The following is a 23,804-nucleotide window of genomic DNA, read 5'->3' on the forward strand; positions in this document are numbered from 1 at the left end:
TCATGCCATTTCTATCCGGCACTGGAAGCAGTTATTTTTCGCCGAGCGCATATGAACATAGGCGACATCGTCCCTTTTCAATAATTCCGCAGCCCGGTCAGCGATCCCGCCAGTTTTGACTACCCCGCCGGTGCCGTAAACAATCCGGTCCTGACAAGAATAGCCGCGAAGGATGAAGTCACTGCTTTTATTGAACATTTCAGGCAGCTGATCTGTCTGCGCATATCGCTCGCATTCATCCGCATGCAGAAATATCGGCCCGGTTTCCGCATAGGGTTGCGGCGAAGGAAACGGCCGAAGCGAAAGGATGAGATATTTGTCGCCGGCCCTCACATTATGCAAACAATGCCTGCAAGGCACTCCATCCCCATCCGATAGGTGGGTTTCAGGCTTTTGGCCATTGGCGTCGGCACCACCGGCTTGATAGTGCCGCGCCATTGTTGTCGTCATTGCAATAAATCGAATTGTGATCATAACTGTCTCCTTTGATGCCAAAGAAAACACATTAGATTAGCGTCAAACCACCCGATTCATGCTCGCGGCAGAATATGCAATCAATCCCAGGTTTCGATTTCAGCCTCAGCAAAGCTCACTGGCCTGAACCCCATTTTTTGATACATTTGCAACGCTCGTGGACTATCAAGCGTATTTGTTTCGATAATCACCTTCTGCGGGCTGCTCATCCAAGCTGTGGAGATGGCTTCATTCAGGAAGAACTTCGCAAGTCCAAGCCCTTGAAACTCTGCTACAAGGCCAAAATAGAGAATTTCAGCGACACCCCGCTCCTGATCTAGTACCAGCTCGAAAAACCCCGCAGGGGAACCTTCGACATACAGAACATGGATCTCGACATTGTCTCTATGGATGATTGCAGAAAGCGCTTCGTCATCAAGCTTGCGGTGGACTGACCAATGGTGTGGCTTGCCCACTTGTTCATACAAAAATCGATAGAAGGGCAGCGAGATCTTCGTTGCCCGCATAATTGCCAGCTTGTAGCTGGCTGGCGTCGGGATCGCAGCGGTGGGGCGATCCGTCATTTCGAGATGGGTAACGCGTGTCTTGAGCGTAGGCATTGTTAAGCTTCGCCGGTGGCTACGGGAGTATCCTTGGCACCGCCCCATTCCGTCCATGACCCGTCATAAAGCACGTTATTCTCGTGCCCTAAAGATTCGAGCGCAAGCGTAATGACAGCAGCGGTAATACCTGAGCCGCAAGTGGTCACGATGGGGCGCGACAGATCAACACCCGCATCATCGAGCACTTGCTTTAACCCATTGATATCTTTTAAGTATCCATTATCGACCAGAACTGATGAGGGAACATTGCGTGCATTTGGCATATGGCCGGATCGCAATCCCGCCCGTGGCTCCGCCTGAACTCCGGTAAAGCGCGCAGCGGCCCGGGCATCGGCTATCTGCCTCGTGCCCTCCTGGACGATCTCGTGCATATCGTCGAAACTTGCGATCTTCGCGGCATCGAAATCTGCCACAAATGCCGACGGCGCTATCTTTGTCACCTCATCGGTAACTGTCCTTCCCGCCTTCTTCCAATTGTCAAAACCACCATCAAGAACGAATACTTTTTTTGCGCCCATGATGCGCAACATCCACCAGACTCTGGGCGACGTAAACACTCCAGGCCCGTCATAGACCACGATGGTGTCATTATTGGTAATGCCCATGCTGCCAATAGCAGCAGCGAAGGTTTCAGGCTTTGGAAATGTGTGCGGCAAGTTGGAGTCAGGGTCAGCCATTTTATCATGATCGAAAAAGACAGCGCCCGGAATATGTCCCGCATCATACTCTGCCTTGGGATCACGATTCTGGAATGGAAGATACCAAGAACCGTCGACGATGCTCAGGCCAGGTTGTCCCAACCTTTCCTGAAGCCAATCCGGTGACACTACAAAAGCGCTTTTGTCGCTCATCTCATTCTCCTTCGGGCAAAGCGCCAAAACGGATACGAAACCGCCGGTTTTCCTTACCCTTCTTTTCTATTTTTCCAATGTGGATTTGCCCGATTTCGCCGGTCGTTGCGACGTGAGTTCCACCACAAGGTTGGGAATCTATGGCAGCATTTTCACCGATACAAACGAGCCTGATACGCCCCGTTCCCGTGGGTGGACGGACATTTTTCGACTTGATCAGCCCGGGATTTCCAGCGAGTTCCTCGTCGGTGATCCAGCGAGTAAAAATGGGATGATTGGCATTGACCAATTCCATCAATTTTGCAGTCGCACTTTCCTTGGTAACACCTGCGTCAGGCAGGTCAAAATCAACTCGGCTATCTTCTTCGCTGACGGCCGCGCCGGTGATCGGATACGGGCAAACAACGCTCAGCAGATGACATGCTGCATGCATGCGCATCAATTTGTAACGTCGCTCCCAATCAATGCGAAGCAACAGTTTTTCGCCAATATCCGGCACAGGCTGATCAGAGGCAGGAACATGGATGACTTCTTCTTTTGTCTCACCTGTCACAGTTGCGGCGATAACAATAGTAGAACCATCCGACCGAACGAAAACCCCTGTATCGCCAGGTTGCCCACCGGATGTGGCATAAAAATTGGTTTGATCTGTGAGGATGCCACCCCGGTCGTTAACCGCTATTACCGTGGCGTTGGCCTCTTTCAGATAGGAATCATCGCGAAAAAGGATCGTCGTGTCATAAGCCATTATTCACTCGCAAAGGGTACAGAAATATCGATGTTTCTCTCCATCCACAGCGGTACCGGCAGGTCTTTCGAGCGCAGAAACTCAGGGTTGAAAAGTTTTGATTGATAACGATTGCCGTAGTCGCACAAGATAGTCACGATTGTATGTCCGGGACCGAGATCACGTGCCAAATGAATAGCACCGGCGATATTGATACCGGATGATCCGCCAAGGCAAAGCCCCTCTTCCGTCACCAGATCAAACACAATTTCCAATGCTTCAGCATCCGGAATTTGATATGAAAAGTCTGGAGTAAAGCCTTCAAGATTGGCGGTTACACGGCCTTGCCCGATGCCTTCAGTAATCGAGCTTCCTTCCGATTTAAATTCTCCGGTCGTATAATAAGAAAACAGGGCTGCTCCGAGGGGGTCGGCAATAGCGACTTTCACCGCTTCGTTCTTGGCTTTCAGCCCCATGGCGACGCCGACCAAGGTGCCCCCCGACCCAACAGCGGAAACAAAACCATCTACTTTCCCGTCCGTATCACGCCATATTTCCTGTGCGGTGGTTTCCACATGTGCCTGACGATTTGCAACATTATCGAACTGGTTGGCCCATATTGCACCATTTGGTTCGGTTTTTGCGAGTTGCTCCGCAAGACGGCCAGAAACCTTCACGTAATTGTTGGGATTCTTGTACGGGACCGCGGGCACTTCCACCAGTTCTGCCCCAAGGAGCCGCAGCGCATCCTTCTTTTCCTGGCTCTGCGTCTCTGGGATGACGATAACGGTGCGGTAACCGAGCGCCTTGGCAACCATGGTTAAGCCGATCCCGGTGTTGCCCGCAGTGCCCTCGACAATCACGCCGCCCTGACGCAACTGGCCATGCTTTTCCGCATCACGAATGATGTAGAGCGCAGCACGATCCTTGACCGATTGACCGGGATTTAGAAATTCGGCTTTTCCGTAGATCTCGCAACCGGTGAGATCTGACGCCTTTTTGAGGCGGATTAACGGTGTGTTTCCAATTGCTTCGATCACGGATTTATACATTGCCTAGCCCTTCAATATACTGCCCTAAACCTATTTGTCCGGATCACACCGTTCAAGCGCATAATCTCACAATCTGCTGCCACGGGGATAAATCTTTGGGCATAAACAAAAAGGCCCCCGGCATTTAACGCCGAGGGCCTCTCAAAAAATTGAGGTTGCTCAATGTAAGCTCAAATTATGCAGCTTTGGAACCAAAGCCTTTTTTATTCCGGCGGAAAGGACGCTTCTGCGCGGGGGCACCGCCATCATTGCTCCAAATCTTCTCGCCGCGTGGTTCCCGAGGCTTGCCGCCAGCTGGTTGACCACGATGCGGCTTCTTGCTCTTTGCAGGCGCACCACTATTGCCACCTTCGCGGCGTGGCGGGCGTTGATCGCTGTTTGCCGCCCGGGCCGGCAAGCTGGAAAGATCAACCGGCGAATCTGCCATTGGCAAACGCATGCGGGTTACACGCTCCACGGCTTTGAACTTTGAACCTTCTTCAGCCGGATCGTAAAGCGTGATGGCATTGCCGGATGCGCCATTACGACCAGTGCGCCCAATGCGGTGAACATAGCTCTCCGGCTCATCTGGCAGGTCGAAATTGATCACGTGGCTGATACCGACAACATCGATACCGCGTGCTGCAATGTCAGTTGCAACGAGGATGCGGACGGACCCATCCTTAAAGCCATTCAAAGCGCGCTGACGGGCATTCTGAGACTTGTTACCGTGGATAGCTGCAACGTTGTAGCCGTCCTTTTCCAGAATACGGGTAACCGCGTCAGCACCGTGTTTCGTACGTGTAAATACGATAACGGAAGACAGGGTTTCGTCTTTCAGCATGGCCGACAAAACCTGCTTCTTCTGGCGGGTCGGGATCATATGAACAACCTGCTTGATCTCTGCTGCCGTGGTGCCTTGAGGCGCCACTTCAACACGCACAGGATTGCGCAAAAGGCTGGCTGCCAAGGTAGCAACTTCCTGAGGCATGGTCGCAGAAAACAGAGCTGTCTGGCGATCGCGGTGAGTACCTTTGGCGATTTTCTTGACATCATTGATGAAGCCCATGTCAAGCATGCGGTCAGCTTCATCGAGAACAAGCCAGCGGGTTTCGGACAAATCAATGCGATTGTCGCGCACGAGGTCTGTTAAGCGACCTGGTGTGGCGATCAGAACATCGACACCGGCCTGCATCTTGTTGATCTGGGCAATGCGGGAAACGCCGCCAAGGACAAGAGCCGTTGAAATATGAGCGCCCTTCGCCAATGTACGGAAGGTTTCTTCGATCTGCACTGCAAGCTCACGAGTAGGAGCAAGCACCAAAGCGCGGGCGGTCTTGCCCTTGCGCTTATCACCGATAGTTATGATTTTTTGCAGGATAGGCAAAGCAAAAGCTGCCGTCTTGCCCGAACCGGTCTGGGCAATACCAAGAATATCCTGACCTGCAAGCTGTGCCGGAATAGCCTGTTGCTGGATTGGCTTGGGAGCAATCATTCCAGCTGCGTCCACTGCCTTAAGCAGAATCGCATTGAGGCCCATGGTGGCAAAGCCGTTTGTTTCAGTAGTTTCCAATTTAAACTCTCATCTTGGCCAAGCGCGATACATCGCGGGCCATATAACGCATCGCAGGGCGCAACCTGCATGCAACATTTTCGGATAAACGACGAGACGCGAAAAGCCCCAAAGGGATCAAGCGACTTGCGCAGCCGTGCCCACCGCATCATGCGGATGGGGCTCAGACGCCACAAGTCCTGTTTCGGAAGACCGGATTGCCCGGCCCAAGCGTCTGACCGGCATATGGGCTCTTCCCGCACAAAAAGCAAATGATTTTATTGTGCGACGCAAAACACCGCCTTACTTGGCGAACCGTTTTGCCCCGAAAACGCATGCAATAACGGCAATTGTAACGACAATCATCTGCCAGCCAACTGTCTCATGCAGCAATGTGGCCGCGATCATCAAACCGAAGAATGGCTGTAATAGCTGAAGCTGTCCGACAGCCGCTATGCCCCCTTGCGCCAAGCCACGATACCAGAAAACGAAACCGATAAGCATTGAGAACAGCGAGACATAGATCAATCCGAACCAAGCCGGTTGACCGATCGCCATCCAGTCTTGGGGTAATTGCAACAAGGTAAGAGGCAGCATCACAGGCAAAGATAAGACCAGTGCCCAACAAATCACCTGCCACCCACCCAGTTTGCGCGACAGGTGCGCTCCTTCGGCGTAGCCCAAGCCGCAAGCCACGATAGCGGCAAACATCAAAAGGTCGCCGGTCAATGAGGCATCCAGATTTTGTGTGAGAGCAAAACCTGCAACCAATGCACTACCCAAGCACGAGAATATCCAAAACATTGGACGCATGGATTCCCCGCCCCGCAGAACACCGAAAATAGCGGTCGATAGAGGCAGAAGGCCAATAAAAACAATCGAGTGTGCCGACGTAACATGCTGAAGCGCCAGTGCGGTCAATAGCGGAAAGCCGACCACGACACCCATGGCAGTGACGAATAAATGTCCAAGATCGGACCTTGAAGGCCATTTTTCTTTAAACGCGAGCAAAAGCACCAGACCAAGCAAGGCAGCAATGGTTGCCCGCGCTACCGTCAAAAAAATTGGATCAAAATCTGCCACTGCAACACGTGTGGCGGGCAGTGACGCGCTAAAAATGAGAACGCCTACAAAACCATTGATCCAACCGCTCGTTGTCTTATCCATTCAATTCACCTCATCCGTGCCTTGCTCTAGCGCGCTTAAGGATGGATTTTCCAGATACGGTACAGTACAATTTATGCAAACTGTAATGGATAAGTGAGCAGTACAGATGGACAAACAAGGATATGTGGCGTGACGCGGGTTGAGCAAGTTATGCAGGCAATCCGGCAACGTATCGCAGCGCGATTGCTGCCTCCCGGCGCCAAACTTCCATCGATTCGAAGTTTGGCGGAAATCATGGCGACGTCAAAATCGACTGTCGTTGATGCATATGACAGGCTGGCAGCCGAGGGGCTCATTCAATCACGGCGTGGATCCGGGTTCTTCGTTGCAGGTCATCTTGCTCCTTTAACTCTTGCCGAAATCGGCCCAAAACTCGACCATGCAATCGATCCGCTTTGGGTCTCAAGAACCTCATTGGATGCCAATGATGGCATGCTAAAACCAGGCTGCGGTTGGTTGCCCGCTTCGTGGATGCCCGAAGATGGCATTCGGCGTGCATTGCGGGCGCTAGCCAGATCGAATAGCTCAACGCTGACCGATTACGCATCTCCCCTTGGTCTGCAACCGCTTCGGCAACTCCTGTCGAGACGGCTGGGCGAGCACGGTATCGAAGTTTCGACCAATCAGATCATGCTGACGGATTCGGGAACCCAAGCAATTGATCTGCTATGCCGATTTCTGATTGAGCCTGGAGATACAGTGATCGTCGACGATCCATGCTATTTTAACTTTCACGCCCTGCTCAAAGCACATCGAGCCAATGTCGTGAGCGTGCCATATACGCCAAATGGGCCTGACATCGAATTGTTTGCACAGGCATTGAAAAGCCATTGCCCCAGGCTTTACATCACTAATTCCGCGCTTCAAAATCCAACAGGAGCAGCGTTATCTCCGCTAACGGCCCACCGGATACTAAAGCTTGCGGAATTGCATAATCTTACAATTGTCGAAGACGATATTTTTGCCGATTTCGAGCATGAGCCTGCTCCGCGACTCGCCGCATTTGATGGACTGAATCAGGTTGTGCACATCGGCAGCTTCTCCAAATCAATCTCAGCATCGCTCCGTTGCGGCTTTATCGCCGCCAGACAAGACTGGATCAACGGATTGATAGATTTGCGGATCGCCACATCATTCGGTGGCAACCGCATGGGAGCAGAGCTCGTGCTTTTTATGCTGAAGGAAGGCGCATATCGCAAGCATATGGATGGTTTGCGTACCCAACTCGCCCGTAGCATGGGAGATACGATCACCCGGTTGAAAGCGCTTGGCATAGTGCCCTGGAATGAGCCGCGCGGTGGCATGTTGCTATGGTGCAGATTGCCGGACGGTATCGACGCAGCCGAAATTGCAAAATATGGCCTTGAAAAAGGCGTGGTATTTGCCCCGGGCAATGTATTTAGCCAGTCGCAGACAGCCAATTCCTACATGCGCTTCAACGTCGCCCAATGTGGGAATTCCAGAATATTCGATGTTCTTTCCGAGGCGATAGCCGTTCAGGCAACTTCAGCTAACGCTTGAAGCTTCAACACTGTGTTCCAATTACGGGCTGTGGCGACCACGCCCAAAGTTCTTTCAATCTTGGGAAACAGACGAGCATTCGATATTCCCTGCGGCGTGTAGTAGTAAAGCACCCGGCCTCGTATCTGAAATTCGTCAGGACCCTCCGCCTTTGATTGCAATGCTTTTATTGCGACCTCATCCGGTTCGCGGTCCATAAGATATGCGTGAAGCTTGGTTGGCTCACAGACTGCGTTGGAAAACGGATTATCAGCAATGAGTTTCGCCCATTCAGCTGTGCTGGCTATCAAAATGGCTTTTGAAAAATCAAATTCCTTCAAGACAATTGGAGTGATGCGCTTTAGGACTCTTTCCGATGTATCAGACGATTTCAGGACCACATTTCCAGTATTGATGTATGTCCTGACACCTTCAAACCCTTCCTCAGACAAGGCTATCGCGAGTGGTTTCACCGGCAACAATGTCGCGCCACCCACGCCACGAAAGAGAATGATCCACGTCGTCATACGCCCTCCTAGATGATCATCCCGGCAATCGTTTCATTATCTGTGATGTCTTGATAAGCCCAGCCTGCCTCGTCGAACCGTTTGAACAATACGTCAAAATTCTTCCTGTTTTTGGTTTCGATGCCGATAAGCACAGAACCAAAGTTGCGCGCTGACTTCTTCAAATACTCAAAGCGAGCAACATCGTCTTCAGGACCGAGCAAATCCAGGAATGAGCGCAAAGCTCCCGGTCTTTGCGGGAACCGGAAAATGAAGTATTTTTTCAAGCCTTCATAGCGCTGTGATCGTTCTTTAAGCTCTGGCAGTCTTTCAAAATCGAAATTGCTGCCAGATATGACAAGCACGACCCGCTTACCTTTCAGATCGGCTTTTTTGAAATCCTTAAGTGCGTCAATGGCCAAGGCACCAGCTGGCTCAACTACGATGCCCTCGACGTTCAGCATCTCCAATATGGTTGAGCTGAGCCTGTTTTCCGGAATCAAAGTGACAGAGTTCGGACTGAAGCCTTTGAGAAGTTTGAAATTTTCACGCCCGATCTCGCCAACAGCAGCGCCATCAACAAAGTTATCCACGGCTTCAAGTTTCACCCGCTTCCCGGCTTCCAAGCTGCGCTTTAGGCTCGGAGCACCTGCCGGTTCCACAAAACAAAATTGTGTTTCCCAGCCAAGATCAGAAAGATAGCGCGTCACGCCACCGGAAAGACCTCCTCCGCCAACAGGAAGAATCATCAAGTCGGGCTTGCGCTCATCAGGCAGTTGGGCTGCAATTTCATACGCAACAGTCGCCTGCCCTGTTATAATATCCATATGATCGAAGGGGGGCACCATAACGGCACCCATTTCCGTTTCGAATGTCCGTGCTGCTGCATAGCATTGATCGAAAATATCGCCGACAAGCCGGATTTCGATGAATTCGCCGCCGAAACTGCGCGTCTTGTCAATTTTCTGCTGCGGCGTCGTGACGGGCATGAAGACAACGCCCTTTTTGCCAAAATGCCGGCAAATAAAAGCAAACCCTTGAGCATGGTTACCCGCAGAGGCGCAAACGAACACCGCATCTGCGGATTTGTTTGTGTTCAGATAGTGCGAGATGAAATTGAACGCGCCTCTGATCTTATAGGAACGGACTGGCGATAAATCCTCGCGTTTCAACCAAATCTGCGCGCCATATTTCTGCGAAAGGTAGTGATTGAGTTGAAGCGGCGTTTCCGGAAAAAGCACACGCATCTTGGTGGTCGCTAAAGCGACAGCCTTGGCAAAAGCAGTCATAGAAACAAATCAACCTTTTCAAATGTTCGGACATCGATAATCCCGACATCGGAGATGCGCAATTCCGGAATGACGACGAGTGCCAGCAAGGAGTGCTGCATATAGGCGTTGTTGAGGCTGCACCCCATTGCCCGCATGACATTCACCAGCTTGTCAGCTTTGGCCGCAACCACTTCAGCGCGCTGATCAGACATCAAACCCGCGATGGGCATTTCGACCAATGCCAACTCACGTCCCTTTGAAAACAGGACCACGCCACCGCCCACCTCACCGAGACGATTGGCGGCTTTTGCCATGTCTTCCTTATTCGTACCAACGACGATCATGTGATGACTGTCATGGGCGACTGTCGAAGCCATGGCGCAATCGAGCGTATAACCGAAGCCTGACACAAATCCGTTTACGACAGCGCCGGTTCCGCGATGACGTTCCACGAGAGCTATCTGGCAAACATCATTGCGGCGATCCATTTGCACGATGCCGTCAGAAACGGGCAAATCCGCTTCAAGCGCTTTTGTCGGAGCCTGATTTTCGATCACACCGATCACCCGCGCCGTCACGTGTTTTCCGGGCTTGGGTGCGGCAATATCAAAATCTTTGGCTTTCAGCTTTTTACCCAGCTTAATCGTATTTTTGGCGAATGAGGGATAGTCATACGCTGGAATGTCGGCAATTAACTTGCCTTTTTCCGCCAGAAGCGTTCCGCGCGCATAAACGCGATCAATAACGAGGTTCGGAAGATCTGATACGATAAGAAAATCCGCCAGCCGCCCCGGTGTGATTGATCCGATCTCGCGCTCAAGCCGGAAATGCTGTGCAGTATTAAGCGTCGCCATCTGAATTGCGGTAACTGGCTTAAGTCCCTGTGCGATCGCATGTCTTACAACGCGATCCATATGCCCGTCATTGACCAACGTTCCGGAATGACTGTCATCGGTACAAAGGATGAAATTGCGGGAGTCGAGCCCCTGCTCGGTTACCGCCTTGATCTGGCTTGCAACATCGTACCAGGCAGAGCCGAGGCGCAGCATCGCGCGCATACCCTGGCGCACGCGTGCCATCGCATCTTCCATTCGCGTGCCTTCATGATCGTCTTCGGGACCACCAGCCACATAACCATGGAAAGCGCGCCCCAACTCCGGTGAAGCAAAATGACCGCCAACGGTTTTGCCAGCTTTGACTGTGGCATCAATGCCGCCGCGCATCGTGGCATCATTATTGGCAACACCTGGAAAGTTCATAACCTCGCCCAGCCCAACAATATTGGGCCAAGTCATCGCCTCGGCCACATCCGATGGACTTATGGCTGCGCCTGCATTCTCCAAACCCGGAGCTGACGGCACACAACTAGGCATTTGCACATGCACGTTAATCGGCATGCCAAGTGCTTCATCATGCATCAGGCGTACGCCTTCCAATCCCAAAACATTGGCGATTTCATGCGGGTCTATAAACATTGATGTCGTGCCATGCGGAATAACGGCACGGGTGAATTCAGTAACGGTGACCATGCCGCTTTCAACGTGCATATGGGCATCACAAAGGCCCGGCACCAAATAACGCCCAGCTGCATCAACGACTTTGGTTTTTGGCCCGATGCAGTGTTCCGCGCCATGACCGACGAATGCAAAACGCCCGGCAATAATGGCAATATCAATACCCGCTATTATTTCACCGGAATATACGCTTACCAGACGGCCATTTCGCACGACGAGGTCCGCAGCGTGGCGTCCCATGGCTACATCCACCAGCAATGGGGCTGATTGCGTCCAGCTCTCTGGCTTGTTGGCCCTATCCTGCTTTGACATCCAATTACCTCGTATCGTCTTTTACATCTCACTCTTGCATATACGAAAACGGCTTTGAGCACTCTACCTCAAGAGATTTTCTCAAAAAATTATGCGAAGCCCATGAAATGCTTGACATACTGGCCGCGCTTGCCTCCGATAGAGCGCTAATGGAAATCATACAGATTCTGCCAGACCTCGGAGGAGCCCGGCAATATCTGTTTCGTAAAAAAGGCTAGCTCTATTTACAAGCCGTATTCTGGGAGGAGTGTTTAATGCGCAAGATACTAATTTCTCTGGCAGCCACCGCAACATTTGCCTTGGCATCCAGCACTGCTTTTTCTCAAGGTTACCCCGAGCGCAACATTACAATGGTTGTGCCATTTGCTGCGGGCGGCCCAACCGACACTGTTACCCGGCTGGTAGCAGAAACAATGTCAAAAGATCTCGGGCAACAAATTCTGGTGGAGAATGTCGGTGGCGCCGGCGGCACTTTGGGTGCTTCTCAGGTAGCCAAGGCCGACCCCGATGGTTACACGTTGCTTTTGCATCACATTGGCATGGCAACCAGCGCAACGCTGTATCGTAAGCTTCCTTATGATACGTTGAATGCGTTTGAATATGTTGGCCTTGTGACCGACGTGCCAATGACCATCGTTGCGAAGAAAGATTTCGAAGCAACCGATCTGAAAGGTCTCGTAGAATATGTGAAGGCCAATGCGGACAAGATCAGTCTGGCCAATGCCGGTATCGGCGCTGCCTCGCACCTTTGTGGCATGTTGTTCATGAATGAAATCAAAGTTCCGCTTGTGACTGTTCCGTACAAGGGTACAGGACCTGCGATGACCGATTTGCTCGGCGGTCAGGTTGATTTGATGTGTGATCAGACAACCAATACGACCAAGCAGATCAAAGGCGGCACCATCAAGGCCTATGCAGTGACGTCAGCTAAGCGTCTCGATGCCCTTCCAGATGTCCCAACTGTTGAGGAAGCTGGCCTTCCAGGAATGCAAGTAGGCATTTGGCACGGTATCTACGCTCCCAAAGGCACGCCGAGCGAAGTGACTGAGAAACTATCAGCGTCGCTGCAAAAGGCCCTGAAGGATCCGAACATTGTTGCCCGATTTGCCGAACTTGGCACAGTGCCCGTGACAGATGCAGAAGCTACCCCGGCAGGCTTGAAGTCAAAGCTCGAAAGCGAAGTGACACGCTGGAAGCCCATCATTGAAGCTGCCGGTCAATACGCAGATTAATTCAGCATTTACCGGGGCGTTACGATGCCCCGGTCCTTTTGTTTAAGCAAAGCCGGAAAACGGCGACTGGGGGGATAAATGAAATCCTTGAGTTTCAGTACTCGCGACATTGTATGCGGTCTATTTTTCATTCTTGCGGGTTTGTTCTTTGCGATACAGGCTTATGGACTTGATCTCGGAACAGCATTTCGAATGGGCCCTGGCTATTTCCCTTTCGTGCTGGCTGGAATCCTAATCGTCCTGGGCGTAATCGTTATCATTCAGGGAACGCAGATCGAACATGAGCCGATGGGCCCAATCGCATGGCGCGGGATGCTGCTCATCCTGCCAGCTCCTATTTTTTTCGGCCTTACTATTCGCGGCCTGGGATTTGTTCCATCGCTGTTTTTAACTGCTTTGATTGCAGCATTTGCAAGCAACAAAATGCGGCCTGGTATGGCTCTGCTTCTTGTCTGCGGTCTGACGATCTTCTCCGTCGTCGTCTTCAGTTACGCATTGGGACTGCCATTTCGCCGCTTTGGCCCTTGGCTCGGACAGTGAGGACACATCGTGGAACTCTTTAACAATCTTGTACTCGGGTTCACCACCGCAGGCGCCCCATGGAACCTCTTCTTTTGTTTCATCGGCGTTATCCTCGGCACACTTATCGGTGTATTGCCCGGCATCGGCGCAACAGCAACGATTGCGATGCTCTTGCCAATTACTTTTCAACTGGAGCCGGTATCTTCGCTGATCATGTTGGCGGGCATCTATTACGGCGCCCAATATGGTGGTTCGACAACGGCTATTTTGATTAACATGCCGGGTGAATCGTCTTCCGCCGTCACAGCAATTGATGGCTATCAAATGGCCAGGAAAGGTCGAGCAGGTGCCGCATTGGCTATTGCCGCTATTGGCTCTTTCTTTGCTGGAACAGTTTCCACCATATTGGTTGCAGTCTTCGCCCCCCCGCTGACCGCAGTTGCGTTGAAGTTCGGTTCTGCCGAATATTTCTCCCTTATGATCGTCGGTCTCGTTTCATCCATTGCCCTCGCCCATGGTTCAGTGGTCAAGGCACTGGGAATGGTCGTTCTAGGACTACTATTGGGGCTTGTCGGCACCGATATTTATACGGGAACGCCTCGGTTCAATCTTGGGATCTTGGAGCTTTCAGACGGGTTGAACTTTGTGGCCGTTGCGGTTGGCGTCTTTGGTATTGCAGAAATTCTCCGCAATCTCGAAAATGAACATGACCGGGATGTCATGATTAAAAAGGTCACTAATCTTTGGCCAACCAAACAGGATTGGAAGGAGATGACGGCGCCGATTTTGCGTGGCACTGCTATCGGCTCTGCACTCGGCATATTGCCTGGGGGCGGCGCAATTCTCGCATCTTTTGCCTCTTATACTGTCGAAAAGCGCATGTCGAAAACGCCTCAAGAGTTCGGCAAAGGCGCTGTGGCTGGCGTTGCGGGTCCAGAATCTGCAAATAATGCCGGCGCTCAAACATCATTCATACCAATGCTGACACTTGGCATCCCGGCCAACCCGGTCATGGCGCTGATGATCGGCGCTATGATCATTCAGGGCATTGTCCCCGGACCAAATGTGGCGACTGAACAGCCAGCTCTTTTTTGGGGCATCATCGCATCAATGTGGATCGGTAATCTTATGCTGATCCTGCTAAACCTGCCGCTGATCGGGCTTTGGGTTAAGCTTCTGACTATTCCCTATTATATGCTCTTCCCGGCGATCATCGCGTTCTGCTCCATCGGTGTTTACAGCGTTAATTCCAACGTCTTTGATCTCTTCGCGGTCGCATTCTTCGGGCTGATTGGGTATGTTCTGGCCAAGCTCCGCTGTGAACCTGCCCCCTTGCTGCTCGGCTTTGTATTGGGTCCGCTTCTGGAAGAACATCTGCGGCGCGCCATGATCATGTCACGCGGCGATGCCACGACATTTGTCACGCGGCCAATCAGTTTGACGCTATTGCTGCTTGCGGCAGCTGTACTTGTGGTAGTGCTCCTGCCCAGCATCCGCAAAAAACGCGATGAGGTGTTTGTCGAGGATTGATCAAGGCAGTTATGGTAACCGGTCCGAAATTCATTTCGGACCGGTATCAATGCGATAACTTGCTAAAACACCGTTGACGGAATCGATTGAACCGTTGAAAAGCATAGTCACGCGGACGTGGTGGAATTGGTATACACAACAGACTTAAAATCTGTCGGCCATTGGTCATGCGGGTTCAAGTCCCGCCGTCCGCACCAACATGAACCCGGCTTTCCGCCGGGTTTTTTGTTGTTTTGCAATGTATTTACGACCAGGCCAACACAATGAACAGTTTGTCTGGCGGGGCTTGCAGCGGTACGTTTCGGGAACTACGTTCCTGTTCCCATCAGGAGTGTTTCAATGACTAATGACAATAAAATCGTGACAGCCGCCATGCTCGCGATTGGTGATGAATTGCTCTCCGGGCGCACCAAGGACAAAAACATCGGCCATCTTGCCGATATTCTGACCGCCATTGGGATTGATCTCGAGGAAGTTCGCATAGTTCCGGACGAACAAGGCCGAATTGTTGAGGCGTTGAACAGCCTGCGCCAGCGTTATGATTATGTTTTTACCTCTGGTGGTATCGGTCCGACGCATGACGACATCACCGCTGATGCTGTCTCCGTAGCATTTGGTGTGCCATGCGAACATGACGCCAAGGCGATGAAAATCATGGGGGACAATTACGCTTCAAGGGGTATCGAGTTTACAGAAAGTCGTCAGCGCATGGCGAGGATGCCAAGAGGTGCAATCCATATAGACAATCCGGTTTCAACCGCTCCCGGGTTCAACCTGGAAAATGTGTACGTTATGGCCGGCGTACCTTCCATCTTTCAAGCTATGCTGGACAATGTTATTCCAACATTGAAAGTAGGCACGCAGCTACTTTCGCAATCAGTGAATTGTCCATTTGGTGAGGGTTCCATCGCGGTTGCATTGGGCAACATACAAGCTGAAAACCCAGACACAATCATAGGGTCATACCCTAAATATGAGAACGGTCGTTTTTCCACGGAGCTTGTTGTCCGTGCCCGGGACGCGGCGAAGCTGGCCTCTGCTGTATCTGCCGTTAAAGCCATGATCGCAAATCTGGAAGCAACGCAACTTCCACGCTAACGCACGGCTCGTTCTGGCTGTATACTGTAGTCAGCCATGTTTCGATGGCACAAAGACAATGGAGGCCAAAATGGCATTTCGCACCATCATCGCTTTTATTCGCAGTGAACGGGAAGCAAAACGGGTTATCGGCGCTGCCAGATTGATCGCCTCGTCGAGCGAGCGGACCCATATTATTGGCCTTTATACAATCCCCTCACCCATCGTTTATGCTGATCCCACAGGCTTTGCCGACACGACATTGTTTGAGGCACATGAGCAGCGGCATAAAGAAAATGCAGCGGCAATAACCGCAGCGTTCAACGCAGAAATGGCGAAAACAACGATTTCGCATGAATTTCGTATCGTGCGCTCGGAGAGCAGCAGTCCATCAGCGGGCGTTACTCAAAGCGCCCTGCGCGCAGATATAATAATTGCGGGTCAGCCTGACCCTAGTGACCCTGATAGCGTCAATGACGTCACTGACCCCTTGGTCATGGAAAGCGGGCGTCCTGTGCTTTTCGTGCCGTACAAGACACAACTGCCCGAAAAGATTGACCGTGTGGTCGTTGCATTCAACGGCAAGCGCGAAGCTTCTCGCGCCGCGTTTGATTCCCTGCCATTGCTGATCAAAGCGGAAAGCGTTGACATTCTTTGGGTTGATCCAAGAAAGTCTACCGACCCGAATGTAGATATACCCGGCACGCCACTTTCTGATGCGCTTCGTCGTCATGGTGTGAACGTAAATCCGTCAACCATTGATTCCAATGGCGAACCGACCGACAAGATCCTTAGGCGCAGAATTGCAGATAATGGGGCAAATCTATTTGTTATGGGCGCTTACAGCCAGTCGCGCCTGAAGGAATGGGTGTTTGGTGGGGTAACCACGTCGATGATGAATGATATGCCGTGCTTGACGCTGATGTCGCGCTAAACTGTCATAAGTGCCAGGTTAATTGCACTAAACGTGGGTAACCAATGCAAGCTGCTTGCCATGAGCCAGCTTTTCCCGCTATTGCGAGTTGCATTCCTTGCGGTTTCCCGCTTCCTCGCTTGATCTATGGAGTGCATCCAATGTCCCTGCCCGACAAAGCCTTTCCGGTATCCTGGGATCAATTCCATCGCGATGCCCGTGCATTGGCATGGCGTGTTGCTGGTATGCAGCGTGAATGGCGAGCTATGGTCGCAATCACCAGAGGCGGCCTCGTTCCAGCTGCAATTATTTGCCGCGAACTCGGCATACGCATGATCGAGACTGTCTGCATTGCCTCCTATCATGATTACGATGAGCAAGGAGAACTCAAAGTTCTCAAAGATGTGGATGCTCGCCTTCTGGAAAATGGCGGTGAGGGAATCCTTGTGATCGACGACCTGACCGATACTGGGAAAACGGCCGCTATTGTTCGCGCCATGATGCCAAAGGCACATTTTGCTACTGTTTATGCAAAACCCAAAGGTCGACCACTCATTGATACCTTTGTGACCGAAGTCTCTCAGGATACATGGATTTATTTTCCTTGGGACATGGGCCTGACATATCAGGAACCTATAACCAAAGGCCATAAAGGGTGATGGATCGGTAGATCGCCGATCATCCTACCGATAAAAATAAGCAAAACGAAGGAACAAGAGGCTCTGCTCATAGTTGTGATCTTTTTGCACTGCTGTTCAAAAAAATGTCACAAGTCGCGTTTAAGCAAAGAAGTGTAGCCGATGATCAGTTGCGATTTGCACGAATCGGTTCAATCTTGCTGATAACAAGAAAGAATGAGTGGAACCTTGAATATAGTCTACAAAGACGAATTGGTGACTGCGAAACGGACCGAGATGCCTGATGGCCGGGTTCGGCAGGTTGCTGCGCTTGTTTATAGATTAAAGAAAGACGTTCCCGAAGTTCTTCTGATCACCAGCCGTGGCACTGGCCGGTGGGTCTTGCCGAAGGGCTGGCCACAGGTCGGTAAAACTTTTGCATGCTCTGCGGAAGCGGAAGCATATGAAGAAGCAGGAGTCAGGGGCGACATCAGCCCATTCTCAGTGGGCACATATCGTTACGAAAAGGACGATATGTGTGAAGGTGAGATCGGTGATTTCATTGTAGATGTTTTTCCGCTGGAATTTATCCGCCAGGAAAAGAAATGGCCCGAACGTGGTGAACGACGGCTCGAATGGGTCAGCCTTGAAGAATCTGCGTCACGCGTTGAAGAGCCCGAACTTAAAGCTCTTCTGATGAGCTTCGATCCCTACCGGATTCCTCGCTGACCACAGACCGCCCACTCTAAACTCCACAGTTTTTGTCGACGTGGAGTTGTACCGTTTTATCAATGCGGCTAATCAGTTCTCCCCGTTATCCACATATGTGACACACAAGATGTTGCGGTCATAAATTTGTCAGAAACTATTTCTTGACGCAAACCATCGAGTCACTTTTTATAGGAGACCGTTGCGTTAGTAGCGTGACCGGAGTGTCGGTAACCGGTTTTTTTCCAGTTTGAGCAAAGTCTTAGACGCTGTTTTCTTACGAAAACACGTTCGGTGAATTTGTGCACTGCAGGCAAATGAGAGAGCATTCAAAATTTGAATTATTCTCTTGTTAATACTATATTTAGCGTTTGCAGGCAGAATTTCTACCAGATAGTGTGATGCGGAAATAAGGTAAGAATCGAACGACAGACGTTCAAGAGAACCATCCGGTTCGAAAATGTAGCGGTAGCGCACATTGAAGACGGATCGGGATGCAGAACTGGTTTCAAGCATTTGACCAGGGACAATGGGATTGCGCTCAGGGCAGGCTCAACGCTTCACATGGCGCCGGTTGAACACTATATATAGAGAGACAAGGACCAAACAGATGCGGATCGAACGGCGTTTTACAAAAGAGAACCAGTCTGCTTACGCGGATCTAGAGTTTCGCGTGGCGACAAGCGAAATCAAGAACCCGAACGGATCGGTTGTGTTCCGCCTCGAGAACATCGATGTTCCGGCCCAGTTCAGTCAAGTGGCAGCCGATATTCTGGCTCAAAAATATTTCCGCAAAGCCGGGGTGCCTGCCAAGCTCAAGAAAGTTGAAGAGAACTCCGTACCATCCTGGTTGTGGCGTTCTGTGGCTGATGAAGAGGCATTGGCCGCTCTGCCAGCCGATGAGCGTTATGGTTCTGAGATGGATGCGCGCCAGGTTTTCGATCGCCTGGCGGGTACTTGGACCTATTGGGGCTGGAAGGGTAAGTATTTTGATAGCGAAGCGGACGCCCTCGCCTTCCGCGATGAACTTGCCTATATGCTGGCAACACAACGCGTTGCGCCGAATTCGCCGCAATGGTTCAATACCGGCCTGCACTGGGCTTACGGTATTGATGGCCCGGGTCAGGGACATTATTACGTTGATCCCGAGACCGGCAAACTGACGAAATCAAAATCATCCTATGAACATCCGCAGCCTCATGCCTGCTTCATTCAGTCTGTTGCTGATGACCTTGTCAACGAAGGCGGCATCATGGATCTTTGGGTTCGTGAAGCCCGTCTCTTTAAATATGGTTCAGGCACAGGCTCAAACTTCTCTTACCTTCGCGGCGAAGGCGAGAAGCTTTCCGGTGGCGGTCGCTCCTCCGGCCTTATGTCGTTTCTGAAAATTGGCGACCGTGCTGCTGGTGCGATTAAATCAGGCGGCACAACGCGTCGCGCTGCCAAAATGGTCGTCGTAGACGTCGATCATCCCGATATTGAGGATTATATTGATTGGAAAGTGAAGGAAGAGCAAAAAGTTGCTGCTCTCGTCACAGGGTCCAAAATCGTCAAGCAGCATCTTACTGCAATCATGAAAGCTTGCGTCAACTGCGAAGCTGACAATGGGGATTGCTATGAGCCCTTGAAAAACCCCGCTTTAAAGCGTGAAATCAAGGCCGCGAAGAAGAACCAGGTTCCAGAAAATTACATTCAGCGCGTTATCCAGTTTGCCAAGCAGGGTTACACGGATATCGACTTCAAAACCTATGATACAGATTGGGATTCTGAAGCCTATCTGACTGTGGCTGGCCAGAACTCAAACAACTCCGTTTCTCTGAAGGACGAATTCCTGCGCGCCGTAGAAAATGATGGCGACTGGAATTTGACTGCTCGCAAGGACGGCAAGGTCATGAAGACCCTGAAGGCCCGTGACCTATGGGAAAAGATTGGCTATGCGGCTTGGGCCTCGGCTGATCCGGGTCTCCATTTCAACACAACAATGAATGACTGGCACACCTGCCCCGCCGCCGGTCCGATCCGCGCCTCCAATCCATGCTCGGAATATATGTTCCTTGACGATACGGCTTGTAACCTCGCTTCGATCAACCTGCTGACCTATCGCGGCAAGGATGGCAAGTTCGATATTACAGGCTACGAACACACTGCTCGCCTATGGACAATCGTACTTGAAATATCCGTCATGATGGCGCAGTTCCCTTCAAAGGAAATTGCTAAACTATCTTATGAATATCGCACGCTCGGTCTCGGCTATGCCAATATTGGCGGCTTGCTGATGACCTCCGGCATTCCTTATGACAGTGATGAAGGCCGCGCCATTGGCGGCGCCCTCACCGCCATCATGACGGGTGTCTCTTATGCTACCTCCGCCGAAATGGCGAAAGAACTCGGCGCTTTTGCCGGTTATGCGCCCAATGCAGCCAATATGTTGCGTGTAATCCGCAATCACAAACGCGCAGCCCATGGTGAAAAGCAGGGTTATGAAGGCCTTGCTGTAAACCCTGTCGCATTGATCGCCGATCACTGCCCGGATCAAGACCTCATTACGCATGCAAAGTCAGCTTGGGATAAAGCACTCGAGCTCGGTGAGAAGCACGGTTTCCGTAATGCGCAAGCCACGGTCATCGCCCCAACTGGCACAATCGGCTTGGTCATGGATTGCGATACCACTGGTATTGAGCCAGATTTTGCACTCGTGAAGTTCAAGAAACTTGCTGGCGGCGGTTATTTCAAGATCATCAATCGCGCCGTTCCGGAAGCATTGCGCACTCTCGGTTATTCGGAGAGTCAGATTGCTGAGATCGAAGCATATGCTGTCGGGCACGGCAATCTCAATCAAGCTCCGGCGATCAATCCCGGCTCGCTGAAGGCCAAAGGCTTCACGGACGAGATCATCGCAACGCTCAATACCGCATTGAAATCTGCCTTTGATATCAAATTCGCAGTGAACAAATGGACCATTGGTGAAGATTTTGCCAAGAATGTTCTCGGCTTCACCGATGAGCAGCTCAACGACGTGTCCTTCGAGATTTTGCCAGCTCTTGGCTTCTCGAAGAAAGAAATTGAAGCCGCCAATGTGCACATTTGCGGTGCCATGACCTTGGAAGGCGCTCCATTCCTCAAGGAAGAGCATTATCCAGTATTTGATTGCGCCAATCCATGCGGCAAGATCGGGAAACGCTATCTCTCGGTAGATAGCCACATTCGAATGATGGCCGCTGCGCAGCCTTTTATTTCTGGTGCGATCTCCAAGACCATCAACATGGCCAATGAAGCCACTGTCGAGGATTGCAAATCCGCTTACATGCTTTCGTGGAAACTGGCTCTCAAGGCAAACGCGCTTTACCGCGATGGTTCCAAGCTTTCTCAGCCACTCAACGCCTCCCTTCTCGCCGATGAGGACGAAGATGCGGATGATGCGATCGAAGCCTATGTTGAAGCCCCGGCTGCCGCTCGCGCAGTACAGATCACTGAAAAGATCGTAGAGCGTATTGTCGAGAAATATGTTCATGATCGTGAGAAATTGCCGAACCGCCGCAAGGGATATACTCAAAAGGCAGTTGTTGGTGGCCATAAGGTCTATCTGCGCACCGGCGAATTCGATGATGGGCGTTTGGGCGAAATCTTCATCGACATGCACAAGGAAGGCGCTGCCTTCCGGGCAATGATGAACAACTTTGCCATCGCGATCTCGCTTGGCCTGCAGTATGGCGTGCCGCTTGAAGAATATGTTGAGGCATTTACCTTCACGAAGTTTGAACCGGCTGGCATGGTTCAGGGCAATGATGCGATCAAGAATGCAACATCGATCCTTGATTATCTCTTCCGTGAATTGGCTGTCTCCTATCTTGATCGCCATGACCTTGCGCACGTCGATCAGTCCGACTTTTCAAACACGTCACTTGGGCGCGGCATTTCAGAAGGTAAAGCCGAACCAGTCTCCAAAGGCTTGACACGCGGCGCGTCCCTTACAGTTGTTTCGCCCGGCAAGGCTGATCCAAAGGGTTTTAGCAACGCAGGAGGGACAGGCGTAGTTAGCGCGCCAAAGGCAGCTGCGTCATCAAATGTCATGACCCTTGCCAGCCGCTCCGCAACGGCGCTTGCAACAAAACCTGTCATTGCTGCCACAACGCAGGAATCCACTGGCTTCAAACGGGATTACGAAGAGCAGTCTAAACCGGAGCAAAGCCCGTCAACTGCATTGTTTGAGGACACCGATGCGGAAGCAGCGGCCGAAGAAGCTAAGGCAGCAGCGAAGAAAGTTATTTCCGATCGCCGCATCAAATCGATGATGCAAGGTTATACCGGTGATAGCTGCTCCGAATGCTCCAATTTTACGATGGTGCGCAACGGAACATGCCTCAAGTGTGACACGTGCGGAAGCACAAGCGGCTGCAGCTAACTGTCGAAATATTTCTGGTGGGAGACCCAAAGTTCTGTATTTAGGACCCAATGTTCCGTTCTGCTACTAACGAAGTCAAAGACTTAGCGGAAAAAATATCTCCGAGAAAATGGGTTCCCCAAGGTGGGGAACCCAAGAACGAAGATCAGAATGTGGTTTGAATTGGCACTTGTTCGAACTGTGAGAAATGCAGCGACACTTACGGAGCTTTTTTCAGAATTAGTCATGCGTTTATCAAGGGGCTTGTCGGGCGTAGTTCTGTCCGGAAAAATGGAAATGTCGAGCTGTAGATCAGCGTTGGTGGTTAGCAACTTAACAACACGGATTGGTATGGGGGGGCCAATCAATGAAATTGTAGGAGACTTGCATGCCGACTTTTGGATTTTCAGCCTACCTGAAGCTATTGGCCTCAAACGATAAGCCTCAGCGTTCGATCATCCGAACCCGCCTTGTGCCGTCTGGTGATGGATATGATTTTCATCGTTCACTGCGTCTTCGAATCGAACAATTGATATCAGGCGGCCACACCCCAGACGAGGTGATGCGTTCGATCGCCACTATCGTTAAGCCCCCTGAGCGAGAGTCAGTACGGGCTGGGCTGGAAAGACTCTTGATTTGGAGAAATCAGAATCCTGGAGAAATCTTCCACGTCGCTCCGGCTATATACCAAAGCCCCAATGATCGATTCAAAGTGAACTTCACGCCTAATTTTGGCATACGTATTGCTGGCCGTAATACGGCTGTTCACATCTGGAACACCAAAACAGCAAATCTTTCACCTCGAATTGTCTACTCGGCACTGTCCCTGTTTACCGAACAATATCGTGCGACGGAAATATCGTTAGACGATATTGCTGTGCTTTCACTAAGAGATTCGGAACTTTATCCATTGGATCTTGCCGCCGAAACGTCGTTCCTTGGTCGCGCGATGGCCGCAAGAATCGAAACACAATTCGATCGTGTAACTCAGGAATTGGAGCGCACACCAGAAGGTGAAGTCATACGTTCGCCGTCACCTTCGCGACCGTTTTGATTCCAATATCCTTGCTTTCAAAAGGACACTAGAATCTAAACGCCCGAACTAGCAAGTTCGGGCTTTTTCTTTTCCAGGTCTTTTCCTAGTTCGCACCTGTGAGCAAGCGTAAAGCCAACCATTCTGCGAAAAGCAACAGTCTGAAACAGCCGATGTGTCGGGCAATTTATCAGAATCGGATGATCTTGATCAAGATGTCGGTCGTTTCTCGTCGCCGGGGAGCTCCTAAAACTTTCCACAACAGATTAATCACGCCCCCTTGT

At 51.3% G+C, this 23,804-nt stretch carries 20 protein-coding genes and 1 tRNA gene; 11 read left to right on the forward strand and 10 right to left on the reverse strand.

From position 1 onward, the window contains the following. The 7 genes from V9K95_RS01940 to V9K95_RS01970 form a co-directional block, all read right to left on the reverse strand. Positions 1–471, reverse strand: coding sequence for a DUF1203 domain-containing protein (locus tag V9K95_RS01940; protein ID WP_336440214.1), 471 nt, complete (start codon positions 469–471; stop codon positions 1–3). A gap of 83 nt (positions 472–554) precedes the next feature. Further along, entirely contained in the window at positions 555–1,073 is a 519-nt protein-coding gene (locus V9K95_RS01945) for a GNAT family N-acetyltransferase (protein ID WP_115052829.1), read from the reverse strand. Between the two features lie 2 nt (positions 1,074–1,075). After that, complete coding sequence (gene sseA, locus V9K95_RS01950) at positions 1,076–1,927, reverse strand: 3-mercaptopyruvate sulfurtransferase (protein WP_336439995.1); 852 nt, start codon at positions 1,925–1,927, stop codon at positions 1,076–1,078. Between the two features lies 1 nt (position 1,928). Next, positions 1,929–2,675, reverse strand: coding sequence for an alanine--tRNA ligase-related protein (locus V9K95_RS01955; RefSeq protein WP_115052827.1), 747 nt, complete (start codon positions 2,673–2,675; stop codon positions 1,929–1,931). Beyond that, on the reverse strand, positions 2,675–3,706 hold the full coding sequence (locus tag V9K95_RS01960; protein WP_336439994.1) for a cysteine synthase A: 1,032 nt from the start codon (positions 3,704–3,706) through the stop codon (positions 2,675–2,677). The genes V9K95_RS01955 and V9K95_RS01960 overlap by 1 nt, the downstream gene beginning before the upstream one ends. Positions 3,707–3,881: 175 nt before the next feature. After that, positions 3,882–5,225 carry a DEAD/DEAH box helicase gene (locus V9K95_RS01965; RefSeq protein ID WP_115053281.1) on the reverse strand — a complete coding sequence of 448 codons (1,344 nt, stop codon included), beginning with the start codon at positions 5,223–5,225 and terminating at the stop codon, positions 3,882–3,884. Positions 5,226–5,540: 315 nt separating this feature from the next. After that, the gene (locus V9K95_RS01970; protein WP_115052825.1) at positions 5,541–6,404 is read right to left on the reverse strand and encodes a DMT family transporter; all 864 of its coding nucleotides are present in this window, start codon (positions 6,402–6,404) and stop codon (positions 5,541–5,543) included. Positions 6,405–6,554: 150 nt separating this feature from the next. Between V9K95_RS01970 and V9K95_RS01975 the strand changes: the two genes are divergently transcribed. Beyond that, positions 6,555–7,925 (forward strand): aminotransferase-like domain-containing protein, encoded by a 1,371-nt coding sequence (locus V9K95_RS01975; protein ID WP_336440213.1) that lies wholly within the window; start codon positions 6,555–6,557, stop codon positions 7,923–7,925. Here the strand turns inward: V9K95_RS01975 and V9K95_RS01980 are convergent. From V9K95_RS01980 to ade, 3 genes are read right to left on the reverse strand one after another with little or no spacing between them, the layout of a single operon-like run. Further along, positions 7,901–8,431 (reverse strand): DUF1697 domain-containing protein, encoded by a 531-nt coding sequence (locus V9K95_RS01980; RefSeq protein ID WP_336439993.1) that lies wholly within the window; start codon positions 8,429–8,431, stop codon positions 7,901–7,903. The genes V9K95_RS01975 and V9K95_RS01980 overlap by 25 nt on opposite strands. 8 nt (positions 8,432–8,439) lie before the next feature. Next, positions 8,440–9,699: a threonine ammonia-lyase IlvA gene (gene ilvA / locus V9K95_RS01985; protein ID WP_336439992.1), complete on the reverse strand. Its 1,260-nt coding sequence runs from the start codon at positions 9,697–9,699 to the stop codon at positions 8,440–8,442. After that, positions 9,696–11,507 (reverse strand): adenine deaminase, encoded by a 1,812-nt coding sequence (gene ade, locus V9K95_RS01990; RefSeq protein WP_336439991.1) that lies wholly within the window; start codon positions 11,505–11,507, stop codon positions 9,696–9,698. The genes ilvA and ade overlap by 4 nt, the downstream gene beginning before the upstream one ends. A gap of 254 nt (positions 11,508–11,761) precedes the next feature. Here ade and V9K95_RS01995 point away from each other — a divergent pair, with 254 nt between their 5' ends. The 10 genes from V9K95_RS01995 to V9K95_RS02040 all read left to right on the forward strand — a co-directional run bounded on the left by V9K95_RS01995 (position 11,762) and on the right by V9K95_RS02040 (position 23,541). After that, a complete protein-coding gene (locus V9K95_RS01995) occupies positions 11,762–12,739 on the forward strand; it encodes a tripartite tricarboxylate transporter substrate binding protein BugD (RefSeq protein WP_115052820.1) in 978 nt (325 codons plus the stop codon). A 78-nt stretch (positions 12,740–12,817) separates the two neighbouring features. Continuing rightward, complete coding sequence (locus tag V9K95_RS02000; RefSeq protein ID WP_115052819.1) at positions 12,818–13,279, forward strand: tripartite tricarboxylate transporter TctB family protein; 462 nt, start codon at positions 12,818–12,820, stop codon at positions 13,277–13,279. Positions 13,280–13,288: 9 nt separating this feature from the next. After that, complete coding sequence (locus tag V9K95_RS02005; protein ID WP_115052818.1) at positions 13,289–14,791, forward strand: tripartite tricarboxylate transporter permease; 1,503 nt, start codon at positions 13,289–13,291, stop codon at positions 14,789–14,791. Positions 14,792–14,902: 111 nt separating this feature from the next. Then, a tRNA-Leu gene (locus V9K95_RS02010) sits at positions 14,903–14,988 on the forward strand. Between the two features lie 142 nt (positions 14,989–15,130). Continuing rightward, on the forward strand, positions 15,131–15,889 hold the full coding sequence (locus V9K95_RS02015; RefSeq protein ID WP_115052817.1) for a molybdopterin-binding protein: 759 nt from the start codon (positions 15,131–15,133) through the stop codon (positions 15,887–15,889). Between the two features lie 70 nt (positions 15,890–15,959). Then, the gene (locus V9K95_RS02020) at positions 15,960–16,802 is read left to right on the forward strand and encodes a universal stress protein (RefSeq protein ID WP_162802476.1); all 843 of its coding nucleotides are present in this window, start codon (positions 15,960–15,962) and stop codon (positions 16,800–16,802) included. A gap of 140 nt (positions 16,803–16,942) precedes the next feature. Continuing rightward, the gene (gpt, locus tag V9K95_RS02025; RefSeq protein ID WP_115052815.1) at positions 16,943–17,440 is read left to right on the forward strand and encodes a xanthine phosphoribosyltransferase; all 498 of its coding nucleotides are present in this window, start codon (positions 16,943–16,945) and stop codon (positions 17,438–17,440) included. 255 nt (positions 17,441–17,695) lie between these two features. Further along, complete coding sequence (locus V9K95_RS02030) at positions 17,696–18,127, forward strand: NUDIX hydrolase (RefSeq protein ID WP_336440212.1); 432 nt, start codon at positions 17,696–17,698, stop codon at positions 18,125–18,127. A gap of 589 nt (positions 18,128–18,716) precedes the next feature. Then, positions 18,717–22,508: a vitamin B12-dependent ribonucleotide reductase gene (locus tag V9K95_RS02035; RefSeq protein WP_336439990.1), complete on the forward strand. Its 3,792-nt coding sequence runs from the start codon at positions 18,717–18,719 to the stop codon at positions 22,506–22,508. A gap of 367 nt (positions 22,509–22,875) precedes the next feature. Then, positions 22,876–23,541 (forward strand): hypothetical protein, encoded by a 666-nt coding sequence (locus tag V9K95_RS02040; RefSeq protein WP_336439989.1) that lies wholly within the window; start codon positions 22,876–22,878, stop codon positions 23,539–23,541. Positions 23,542–23,804: the final 263 nt, after the last annotated feature.

Source organism: Phyllobacterium sp. CCNWLW183, from assembly GCF_037203775.1.
In the GTDB taxonomy this organism is placed as follows: Bacteria; Pseudomonadota; Alphaproteobacteria; order Rhizobiales; family Rhizobiaceae; genus Phyllobacterium; species Phyllobacterium ifriqiyense.